Source organism: Kocuria sp. KRD140 (assembly GCF_017168375.1).
Taxonomy (GTDB): domain Bacteria; phylum Actinomycetota; class Actinomycetes; order Actinomycetales; family Micrococcaceae; genus Kocuria; species Kocuria marina.
Window position 1 is genome coordinate 282286 of record NZ_JABFAW010000002.1, and the last position, 11468, is coordinate 293753.

The following is an 11468-nucleotide window of genomic DNA, read 5'->3' on the forward strand; positions in this document are numbered from 1 at the left end:
GGTTGGGTGTCCTGCGCGTGCCACGGCGAACCCTGGCCGGTGCCCTCCGTCCCGGAGCCGTACTGGCCGTACCGGGGCACGGGACGCTGGGGATCGCCGCCCGCACGGGGGTCATAGGAATCGGCCATGTTCTCTCCTTCAGGACTGTGACAGGACGTCGAGGGATCGTGTGTCTGGACGCGGATACCGGGACCCGTCCGGCGGCTTCCGGTGGCCCAGTATGCCCGGGCGTACTGAGCCGCGGCTGTGAGAACTGGCCGATTCCTGCACGTTGTCTGGTGATCTCCGGGACGCTCGCTGATCTCGTGACCGCATTGTCCGTTCAGCGTAGTCTGTGACTCGGACGACCATCATGTCCCGGGGACGATTCCCGGGCGGGCGTCCGCCGGGCTGAGATCGATCGGAACGAGGGTCATGAATTCACACACCGTTTGGCGCCGCGCTGTCTCCGCGATCGTACTCTCGGGAGTGTGCTTGTTCGCGGCGCCCGCCGCCCTGGCCGAGCCCCCTCAGCAGGTGGACCCCGGCACACGGATCGTGGATTCGGCCAACGTCCTGGGCAACACGTCGCAATTGCAGGACGAGATCAACAGGGTCGCCAGCGAACACAACATCACGCTCTACGTGGTGTACGTGGACCGGTTCACGAACCCCACCGATCCCGGTCAGTGGGTCCAGGACTTCGCCCGGAACAATGGTTTCGGGACCAACGACGCCGTGCTCACCGTGGCCACCGAGACCCGCCAGGCGCGGTTCGTGGCCAACTCGGCGGGTCCCCTGTCCCGCTCGGACACCCAGGAGATCTACAACGAGAACATCGTCCCGGCCCTGCGCAACGGCAACTGGGACGCCGCCGCCCAGGGGGCCGTGAAGGGGATCGACTCGAAACTCGGCGGGGTGAGCCTGAACGGGGCCGGCGGTGTGGTCGGCGGGGTCGTGGTGCTCGGCGGGCTCGCGGCCGCGGGCGTGGGCGTCGCGTCGCTCATGCGCGGGCGGCGTCGTCGCGCGAATGCACCCCAGGCCCCGGAACCGCACAACGGCAGCAGCGCGCCGCAGCGACCGCTCGTGCCCCTGCCCGAGCTGCACAAGCGCGCGGGTTCGGCGCTCGTGGAGGCGGACAACGCGATCCAGCACTCCGAGCAGGAACTCACCTTCGCGCAGCTGCAGTACGGCCGCGAGCAGACCCAGCCGTTCGAGCACGCACTCGCGCGGGCCAAGGAGCATATGCGCGCGTCCTTCGAGCTGCAGCAGAAGCTCGAGGACCACATCCCAGACACCGAGGCGGACCAGCGCGCGTGGCTCGGGGAAATCATCGAGCGCTCCAACCAGGCGCGCGGCTCCCTTGCGGAACAGGAACAGAACTTCTCGCAGTTGCGTCAACTCGAGACCCGCGCCCCCGAGGCGCTCGAGGACGTGCGCCACGCCGTGGCCGGTGTCCAGCCGCGCCTGCAGGACGCCGAGTCCTTGCTCGTCTCGCTGCACGCAACGTACGACGACGCCGCTCTGGCCCCCGTGCGGGACAACGGCGAGCAGGCACGCGAACGCCTCGAGTTCGCCGAATCCGCGATCGCCCAGGCCCAACAGCACCTGGACGCGGGACAGGTTTCCCAGGCCGTGCTCAACATCCGAGCCGCCGAGGAAGCGCAGGGCCAGGCGGAGGGTCTGATCACCTCGGTGGAGAACGCCCGCCGGGAACTGGCCAAGGCCGAGGAGTCCCTCAAGGACGCCGTGAGCATCGCCCAACGGGACGTCGCCGAGGCCGAGGGACTGGTCCAGCAGGGCTCCCGTCCCGAGCTCGCGGGTGCCGCCGCCGGGGTGCGCTCCGTGCTGCAGACCGTGACCCAGAACATGCGTTCCGGGCGCTACGACCCCATGGGCTCCGCCCGCCGGCTCGCGCAGGCCAAGGCCGAGCTCGACAAGGGCCTGGACGACGTCCGTAGCGCGAACGACCGCGCCCGCTCCGCGCGCGAGACCCTGTCCCACGCGCTCGTGAGCGCGCAGGCGAGCCTGACCACCGCGTCCGACTACGTGTGGGCGCGCCGCGGCGGTGTGGGCGCCCGCGCGCGCACGGAACTCGCGGAGGCCGAACGCCACCTGGAGATCGCGCAGCAACTGCAGAACTCTGATCCCGAGCGGGCACTCAACGAGGCCAACCAATCCATCCGCCTCGCGGACTCCGCACAGCGCTCCGCACAGACGGACGTGGACGAGTTCTACAACTCCCCCATGGGCTACGGCGGCATGGGTTACGGCCGGCGCAGCAACGGCCTCGGTGGTGCCATGCTCGGCGGGATCCTGCTGGGCGGGATCCTCAACGGCGGCATCGGCGGGGGCCACTACGGCGGCGGAGGCGGTGACTTCGGCGGCGGTTTCGGCGGCGGAGGCGGCGATTTCGGTGGCTTCGACGGCGGTGTGGGCGGGAACTTCTGACCCCCTCCGGGTGAGCGACGCACCCGCCGCCCCGTGACAGATTTCAGTTTTGTCCGAGATACGAGAAGAGGAGAACACCATGTCCAAACAGTCCATTTTCGGGCGGATCGCTCAGCTGGCCAAGGCGAACATCAACGCGATGATCGATTCCGCGGAGGACCCCCAGAAGATGCTGGACCAGATGGTCCGCGACTACACCGAGAACATCCGCGAGGCGGAGTCCGCCGTGGCCCAGACCATCGGTAACCTCCGCTTGCTCGAGAAGGACCACGCCGAGGACGTCCAGGAGGCCGCCCAGTGGGGTAGCAAGGCACTGGCCGCGTCCAACAAGGCGGAGGAGTTCCGTTCGTCCGGCAAGGAGAGCGAGGCCCAGAAGTTCGACAACCTCGCCAAGGTCGCGCTGCAACGTCAGATCCAGTCCGAGAGCGAGGCCCGCGGGGTCGAACCCCAGATCGCGTCCCAGACCGAGGTCGTGGAGAAGCTCAAGGACGGGCTCAACACCATGCGTGGCAAGCTCCAGGAGCTCTCCGCCAAGCGTGACGAGCTGGCCGCTCGCCAGAAGACCGTCCAGGCCCAGGCCCAGGTGCAGGACTCCCTCAAGGCGTTCGACGTCATGGACCCCACGAGCGAGGTCTCCCGGTTCGAGGACAAGATCCGCCGCGAGGAGGCTCGCGTGGCCGGCCAGCAGGAGCTCGCCGATTCCTCCCTGGACCGCCAGTTCGAGGCGCTCGAGGACATGGGTCAGCAAACCGAGATCGAGGCGCGGCTCGCGGCGCTCAAGGCCGGCAACGCCACCAAGGACGGCGAGAAGATTGTGTCCTCCGAGGAAGTCTGAGTCACTTCCGGGACTGCCGGTGCGGTGGCCGCAGCATTCAGGGCCTCATCCCGCGGCTGAGCAGACACCCCCGGCGTGAGCCGACGTGGAGCAAACGCGGCATCGCCTGCTGCGTTTGCTCCACTGCTTGTCGCGACGTAGCCCCGGACACGTGTCCGGACATGCCAGAAGCCCGGTTTCCTGGGAAACCGGGCTTCTTCGTGGTTGCGGGGGCAAGATTTGAACTTGCGACCTCTGGGTTATGAGCCCAGCGAGCTACCGAACTGCTCCACCCCGCGGCGACGTCCTCAACTATACGGAGGGTGAACGGATCGTGCAAATCGGGTGTCCCCCGGCGCGGATCCGCACGGGACAGCACCCCGATGGCGAGGGGCGGTGAGGACAGGGGGGTGAGGACAGGGGCGGCGACAAGGGGGGGGGACGGTGATGGCGAAGGGCGGTGACCGGGAGAACCCGACCACCGCCCTTCGGGCGTCTCCCCTGGATTACGGGGTGGCACCGTCCTGACGCATGGCCTCGTCGATGGCCTGCTTCAGCCGGTCCTGGGCCTCGCCGTACTGCGTCCAGTCACCGTCCCGGCGTGCCCGATCCGCTTCCTGCATGGCCTGGTTGGCGTTGTCCAGAGCCTGCTGCAGGGACGTGGAGCGCGGCGACGGGGTCCCGGAGGGCTGCGGCGAGGGGCTGGCCGACGCGCCGTCGTCCACCGCGCCGGTGCGCCCGTCGCCGCCCTGGGCGGCCTCCGCGGCCTGGTCGTTCACGCCGGCCCCGGTGTCCGTGGTGGCACCGGAGTTACCGCTGAAAACCTCATCCAGAGCGCCGTCGAGCGTGGGGGCGAATCCGACCTTCTCACCGAAGCCCACGAGGACGCGGCGCAGGGTGGGGTAGGCGGCATCGCCGGAGGACTGCACGTACACGGGCTGGACGTAGAGCATGCCCCCGCCCGCGGGCAGTGTCAGCAGGTTGCCGTTGATGACCTCGGACGCACCCTGACGCAGCAGGTTCAGCTCCTGGGACACATCCGTGTCCGAGTTGAACAGGTTCTGCGCCTGGCCCGGACCGGGCACCACAGAGGAGCGCGGCAGTTCGAGCAGCCTCAGCTTGCCGTAGTCCTCGCTCTTGACGCCGTCCTCACCCGTCCCGGCGTCCGCGTTGGCGGAGAGGTACCCGTACATCACGTTACGGGTGTTGCCGGACTCGCTCTGCTGCGGGATGAAGGACGAGGTGAGCGAGAAGTTCGCCTTGTCCTCACCCGGCATGCGCATGGAGAGGTAGTACGGCGGCTGCGGGACGTCCTGGTTCTGCTGGGTGGGGTCGTTGGGCACGGACCACACGTCGTCGCTCGCGTAGAAGCTGTTCGCGTCCGTGACGTGGTAGCGGTTGAGCAGCTCACGCTGGACCTTGAACATGTCTTCGGGGTAGCGCACATGGGCCATGAGGTCCGCGGACATCTCCGAGTACGGCTTGAGCGTATTCGGGAAGACCTTCTGCCACGACTTCAGGACGGGGTCCTGGTCGTCCCACGCGTAGAGATCCACGGAACCGTCGTAGGCGTTGACCGTGGCCTTGACCGAGTTACGGATGTAATTCACACGCTCGGGCGGCAACGCAGCGGCGGTGCCCTGCGCGGTCTGGGTGTCCTGGGTGGCCTCCTGGAGCACGGACGGCGTGGAGTACGGGTAGGACGCCGCCGTGGTGTAGGCGTCCACGATCCACACGACCTTGTTGTCCACGATCGCCGGGTACGGGTTGCCGTCCACCGTGAGGTAGGGGGCCACCTTCTCCACCCGCTCACGCGGGTTGCGGTCGTAGAGGATCTGGGACTCCGGGCGCACCGCGTCCGAGAGCAGCATGTCCGTGGACTGGAACTTGATGGAGTAGGACAGTTTGCTAAACCAGTTGCCCACGGTGGGGCCGCCGTTTCCGGCGAACGTGGTCTTGGCGTCCTGGGCGTCCCCGTCATTGGTCTGGGGGCGGTCCAGCTCGAGCGGCGGGTCCTCAGGGGAGCCACCCACGATCGAGTACTCGGGCGAGTTCTTCCCGAAGTAGATCCGCGGCTCGTAGTCGTTGGAGATCTCACCGCGGGACGGGATCCCGGCCTGCATGAATTGGGGCTTGCCGTCCGACTGCACGCGGGAGCCGTACGCGGCCACCACGCCGTAGCCGTGGGTATAGACCACCGACTGGTTGTACCAGCCCTGGATCTGGTCCGGGTTCAGTTCACGGGTCGCAATGACCGTGTCCTGGGTCTGGCCGTCGATCGTGTAGCGGTCCACGTTGAGCATGTCGGAGAACTGGTAGTACGGCCGGAACTGCTGCAGCTGGGCGAACGCGGAGGAGACCACGTTGGGGTCCAGCAGACGGATGTTGGAGGTGGTCTCGGTGTCCTGGCGCAGCGCACCCTGTTCGGTCTGGGTCGTGGCATCGTACGGGGTGACCTCGGTGTTGTCCAGACCGTAGGCCTGTCGGGTCATGGTGATGTTGCGCTGGATGTACTCGTTCTCGAGCGCCTGCTCCGTGGGGGTCACCTGGAAGCGCTGGATGGCCCACGGGTAGAGCCCACCGGCCACCACGGCCACGACCACGAGCATCGCGGCACCGATCAGGGGCAGCTTCCAACGGCCGATGAACCCGGCCACCACGAACAGGATGGCTACCAGGACGGCGGCGATCGCCAGGATGCCCTTGGTGGGGATCACGGCGTTGACGTCGGTGTACAGCGCACCGGTCCACTTGCCCGAGTTGGAGGTCAGGGTCGCGTAGCGGTCCAGCCAGAAGTTCACGGCCTGCAGCGCGAGGAACGCGGCCACGATGGAGCCCAGGTGCACGCGGGAGGAACGGGTCGTGGCGATCCCGCGTTCATGGATGCGGATCCCGCCGTAGACGTAGTGCATGAGCAGCCCGGCCACACCGGCGAGTAGCAGCGCGGTGACCAGGAAGCCGATTAGCAGCCGCAGGAACGGGAGGGTGAACACGTAGAAGCCCAGGTCCAGGTCGAACTGGGGGTCGGTCTGTCCGAAGGGTTCCTGGTTGAGGAACAGCAGCACGGTCTGCCACTGGGACGCGATCGTGGAGGCGGCGAACAGCCCGAAGATCACCGGGACGGCCACCATGACGATCTTGCGCACGGGGTCCAGCGCCTGCTGGTACTTCTGCATGTTGTCGCTGACCTGGCCGGTGTCCCGGGGGCGGTTGCGGTACGCGAGCCACAGGCTCAGGAACATGAGCGTGGCCACGATCACGGCGGAGATGATGAACAGACCGATCATCGCGAGGTTACGGGTGACGAACACCCGCAGGTAGCCGAGCTGCTCGAACCAGAGGATGTTCGTGTAGACCTGGGTGAACCCCACGAACAGGGCGATGAGGACCACCACCGCGATCACTGTGGGCAACAGGGCCCCGTGTTTCTTGCGGCCCGCTGCGGACCCGCTGGATGGACGTGGGGATGTGGATCCGGCGGTCACTGAATACCTCTGAATTCCCTGGGCACGGATGATGATCTGTCAATGATCAGTGTCCACCCTATTGTGCTGGCCCCCGTCGCGGCATGCAATTTCACCACCTCGGGATGTCACCGGGTGCCGCAGGAAGGCAGCTCCACGACCGATCCGGACGCCGCTTTTTCGACCCCTTCCACAGCATCTCCCAGTGTCTTCACCTCGATCACCGTGAGACCATCCGGGACGTGCCCGGCCACCTCACCGCAATTGTCCGAGGGGGCCAGGAAGTACGTGGCACCGGACTCCGCTGCGCCCTGCAATTTCTGTCGGATCCCGCCGATGGGACCGACCTTCCCGTCCGCCGAGATCGTTCCGGTACCCGCGATGTGTTCGTCGCCCGCCATCGATCCGGGGGTCAGTTCCTCGACGATCCCCAGCGCGAACATCATCCCGGCGCTGGGCCCACCCACCTGGTCCAGTTGGAAGTCCACGTCCACGGGGAACTCGTATTTCGGTACGAGGTACACGCCGAGCTGCCACCGCTGCAAGTCCTCGTCCCGGGTCAGCTTCACGTGTTCGGTGACCGTCCTGCCGTCCCGGCGCACGACGACGTCCGCTCCCCGCTCCCCCGCGGCGTCGAGTTGCTCGCGCAACAGCTCGAGCGAGGTGACCTGCGTGCCGTTCACGGAGAGGATCCGGTCCCCGGCCCGCAGGACACCGTCCGCGGCGCCGCCGGGGATCACGGCGTGCACGGTCAAGGTGGTTGTGAACGGCTTGCCCAGGTGGTTCAGCGCGGCCGCCACGGAGTCCTCCTGGGAGGTGACCATGGCCGCGGCGTTGGACTCGTCCACCTGCTGGCCCGTGGTGTCCGGCGGGTAAAGGGTGTCCTCCGGGATCACGGCATCGGAGGGATCCAACCAGCCCAGCAGCGCGTTGATGGAGTTGAGCCGCCCGGAGGGTCCGCCCGTGACGTACACGGTGGTCAGGTCCAACCGGCCGTCGCTCGGGTAGGTCGGGGCGCCCGTGATCTTGACGAGCTGCTTGTCGTCGTGACTGCCCACGGTGTTGAACGTGGGTCCGGCGGATTCCACGACGTACGGCGCGGGCAGCACCACGCCCGCGAGCAGCAGCACCGTGGTCCCCGCGAGCGCGACCGACGGCAACGACCGGCGGCGGAGGAATCCGCGCCGCGCCCCCTTCTGCTCACCCGTCACGTCGCTTCCTCTCCACGGCCTCCAGGACCGTCCCAGCGTACTCGGCCCACCCTGGGAAGGTCCCGCGCACACCGTCTGGGGCGTACGTCGCACGCCCTCGTGGAAGGTTCGAAGACGCCGCACGGCCGGGGACGGCGGCGTCGCCCGCTCCCGGTGAACGGGCGCCCGGAGGGTACCTGAGCCATCAGCGAACTGGGCGCGCACGCGGTGGTTCGGGCCCGGGGCGGACGGCTAGGGTTTGAGCAGTCCTAGATCCTCCACGACGATTGGCGGTCCCATGCCTTCGAACCCTCCGTACGACGAGAACGGCGAGAACCCCAAGGACCCGTTCCAGGAGATGTTCGAGCGTCTGCTGGGCTCCGGGAACATGAAGCCCGGTGACATGCCGGCCGGTATGCCCATGGACCCGCAGGCCATGTCCATGATGTTCCAGCAGATCCAGTCCATGATGAGTTCGACCTCCTCGGGGGAGCCCATCAACTGGGAGCTCGCCAACCAGCACGCCCGTCAGGTGGCCGCGCAGAAGGGCGACGCGTCCGTCTCGGCGAAGCAGAAGGGCGCCGTGAACGACGCCATGAAGCTCGCGGACCTGTGGCTCACGGACAACACCGCGTTCGGCGAAGCCCCCGTGCTGCCGTCCGCGTGGGCGCGCGCCGAGTGGATCGAGGCCACGTGGGAGACCTGGAAGGAGATGACCACCCCGGTAGCCACCTCCGTGTCCAAGGCCATGTCCGACGCCCTCACCCAGCAGTTGCCCCCCGAGCTCTCCCAGGCCATGGGCGGGGCGGACCTGTCCGGGATGCTCTCCGGCGCGGGCTCCATGATGTTCGGGATGCAGCTGGGACAGGCCGTGGGTGCGCTCTCGTGCGAGGTGCTGTCCTCCACGGACGTGGGCATCCCCCTGGCCAAGGACCGCTGCGCGCTCGTGCCGTCCAACGTGGCCGAGTTCAGCGAGGGGCTGGACCTGCCGGCCTCGGACGTGATGCTGTACCTGGCCATCCGCGAGGCCGCCCACACGCGTTTGTTCCACGGTGTGCCGTGGTTGCGCCAGTACGTGCTGGACCTGATCACGGCGTTCGCGTCCGAGATCCACATCGACATGGACCGGATCGAGTCCATCGCCCAGGAACTCGACCCCTCCGACCCCTCGGGCATCCAGGACGCGCTGGCCTCCGGCGTGTTCAGCCCCGAGATGACCCCGCGCCAGGAGGCCACACTCGCCAAGCTCGAGACGGTCCTCGCGCTCGTGGAGGGTTGGGTCAACCGCGTCACCGTGGCCTCCACTGCCAACATCCCCTCCGCCGCCGCCCTCACCGAGATGATGGCCCGACGCCGCGCCGAGGGCGGGCCCGCCGAGCGCACCTTCGGTTCCCTCGTGGGTCTCGAACTGCGCCCCCGCCGATTGCGTGAGGCAGCGACCTTCTGGGGCTACGTGGAGGAACAGCGCGGGATCACCGAGCGCGACAGCCTCTGGGAGTCCCCCGAGCTGCTGCCCACCAACGAGGACCTCGACGATCCCCAGGGCTTCGAGGAGCGCCGCGGGCTGCTCACGGCCAGCGACGAGGAGATGGACGCCGCCCTGGAGAAGCTGCTGGCCGGCGGGTACGAGGACGGTCGGCAGGCCCCGGGGGGCGCGAGTTCCACCGGCCAGGCCTCCGCGGACGCGAAGCAGGGTGCGTCCGGGGAGACGTCGCCTGAACGCGAGCCGGGTGAGAGCACGGGCACTGCCGGCGACGACGACCAGGACGATCCCGACACCACGCGGGACGAGGACTGATCGTGAGCGGCTGGGCCTCCGTGTAGTAGGCCCGTCGTACGGACTTCAGGGTTCGCGGCCGGGCCCGTGCGAACGGCCCGGGGCCACTCGCACCGAGACTCGTGCGGACCTCGTACCGGCCCCTCGCCGACCCGGCTCGCCGGGCTGGCCCCTCGGGTGCCTCACTCCCGGCCCGTGACCTGCGCGGGGTTCCGCTCCGCCCACGCGACGCCGTCCAGGAACTGGGCGGCGTCGTGCGCCCTGGGGTGGCGCCGTGCCATCTCCCAGAACCGCTCGTTGTGGTGAGCCTCGAGCAGGTGCACGAGCTCGTGCAGCACCACGGTCTCCAGAACCCACTCGGGCGCGTCCGCGAGTCGCCGTGAGATCCGAATGGCACCCGTGGCGGGGGTCGCCGAGCCCCACCGTGTGTGCTGGCGGGCGGACCACGTGATGCTCGTGGGCCGGGCACGACCCTCCAGGTAGGTCCGGGACAGCCGCTGCGCCATCTCCTCCAGCGCCGTGTCGGAGTGCCGCGTGCGCGAGGCCGCCTCCGCCGCGCGCCGCTTGGCCACGACCCTGGGAACGAGAGTTGCACTCCAATGCGCGATCTGGGCACGGGTGGCCCGTTGCGGCACCGAGAGCACCACGGCGTCCCCGCTGAAGTGGGCGTTGACGGTCTTGGTGCGGCGGGCACTGCGTTTGACGACGATCTCCGGCATCTCCTCCGGTGGTTCGACGATTCTGGCTCGTGGTTGGGGCATGCCCCCAGTTCACCATCCCGCCCGGGCGGGGCACGAACCGGGACGCAGAAGGGGAGCACGGTGCCCGCGGCACCCGTCCTGTGGATTGCCCCGCTCCGGCCGCGGGAGCACCCCGCTTCGGCAACCCTGGTGCCATGACCCACCGTTGCCCAACCGCCCCCGAGGAACCCTGCGCTCCCCCGGCGCTCGACGAGCTGCGCGTTCTCGCGCTCGGGCTCGACCCCCTCACCGCCGCCGTGTGCCTCGCGCTCGCGGAGGCCGGGGTCTGCCTGCTCAACGTCCGGGATCCTGCACCCGTCGGGACCGCGGACGTCCGCCACGGCCCGTATCCCGCGGAGTTCCAGGGCCAGCCGCGTGAACTGGTGCTGAGGACCCTGCTGCGGCGCAGATCCCCGCGCTGCGCCCCGCTCAGCGCACCCGAGCTCTTCCCGTCGGCGGCGGTGCCCACCGCCGTGGTGCTCCACACGTGGTCCGTGCCCGGTGATCTCGTGGCGGACCTCGCCACGGCTTCCTCCCCGGACCTGGACCCGGCGCTGCCCACCCTGAGCGTGGTCCGCGACGGCGGGTCCGTGGTTGTCTGGCCCCTCACCGACTGGGCGCACCGCCCGTGCCGGGCCTGTGTGGCGAGTGCGGTCCGTGAAGCGCGACGCGCGTTCCGTGGGTCCCCAACCACGCCCGGCGAGCCTCTGCTTCCGCGTCAGGACGGGACGGTGGCCGTGCTGACGCGCACGGTGGCCACCGGGGAGATCGCGGGTCGCCTGCTGTCCCACGCGCTGCGGGACGACGCCGCTCCGCGGGCGGCACCGTCCGACCCGCCACACGACGCTCCCCCGGACGTGCCACCTGCCGGCACCGAAACGGCACCGTCCGGCCCACCGCCGGCCCGGCCCACCGCCGGAACGCAGTCACCTGACGGTCCGGAAGCGTGCCTCGTGCTGCGCCGGGGGCTGACGGTTCTGCCTTTGGCCCCGGATCCGAGGTGCCTGTGCTCCCTCGCGTTCACCGGGCTGTGAACCGTGTGTGCGGAGTGCG

The 11468-nt window shown here is 68.9% G+C and carries 7 protein-coding genes and 1 tRNA gene; 4 read left to right on the plus strand and 4 right to left on the minus strand.

Translation table 11 applies throughout. The annotated features are described in order from the left end of the window. Positions 1-414 precede the first annotated feature (414 nt). Together J1M36_RS03525 and J1M36_RS03530 are read left to right on the plus strand one after the other, a co-directional pair. On the plus strand, positions 415-2430 hold the full coding sequence (locus J1M36_RS03525; protein ID WP_206478668.1) for a TPM domain-containing protein: 2016 nt from the start codon (positions 415-417) through the stop codon (positions 2428-2430). Positions 2431-2509: 79 nt separating this feature from the next. Then, positions 2510-3265, plus strand: a complete 756-nt coding sequence (locus tag J1M36_RS03530) for a PspA/IM30 family protein (protein ID WP_206478669.1) — start codon at positions 2510-2512, stop codon at positions 3263-3265. 201 nt (positions 3266-3466) lie between these two features. On the opposite strand, the gene J1M36_RS03535 is transcribed toward J1M36_RS03530, so the two are convergent. The 3 genes from J1M36_RS03535 to J1M36_RS03545 form a co-directional block, all read right to left on the minus strand. Continuing rightward, positions 3467-3543, minus strand: a tRNA-Met gene (locus J1M36_RS03535). Positions 3544-3750: 207 nt separating this feature from the next. After that, positions 3751-6729, minus strand: a complete 2979-nt coding sequence (locus J1M36_RS03540; RefSeq protein WP_193519921.1) for a UPF0182 family protein — start codon at positions 6727-6729, stop codon at positions 3751-3753. Between the two features lie 107 nt (positions 6730-6836). Beyond that, complete coding sequence (locus tag J1M36_RS03545; RefSeq protein WP_064846098.1) at positions 6837-7919, minus strand: PDZ domain-containing protein; 1083 nt, start codon at positions 7917-7919, stop codon at positions 6837-6839. Between the two features lie 277 nt (positions 7920-8196). Here J1M36_RS03545 and J1M36_RS03550 point away from each other — a divergent pair, with 277 nt between their 5' ends. Then, positions 8197-9696: a zinc-dependent metalloprotease gene (locus J1M36_RS03550; protein ID WP_064846097.1), complete on the plus strand. Its 1500-nt coding sequence runs from the start codon at positions 8197-8199 to the stop codon at positions 9694-9696. 161 nt (positions 9697-9857) lie between these two features. On the opposite strand, the gene J1M36_RS03555 is transcribed toward J1M36_RS03550, so the two are convergent. Then, the gene (locus J1M36_RS03555; protein WP_064846096.1) at positions 9858-10394 is read right to left on the minus strand and encodes a M48 family metallopeptidase; all 537 of its coding nucleotides are present in this window, start codon (positions 10392-10394) and stop codon (positions 9858-9860) included. 176 nt (positions 10395-10570) lie between these two features. On the opposite strand from J1M36_RS03555, the gene J1M36_RS03560 reads away from it, so the two are divergent. After that, complete coding sequence (locus J1M36_RS03560) at positions 10571-11449, plus strand: hypothetical protein (protein WP_206478670.1); 879 nt, start codon at positions 10571-10573, stop codon at positions 11447-11449. Positions 11450-11468 lie beyond the last annotated feature (19 nt).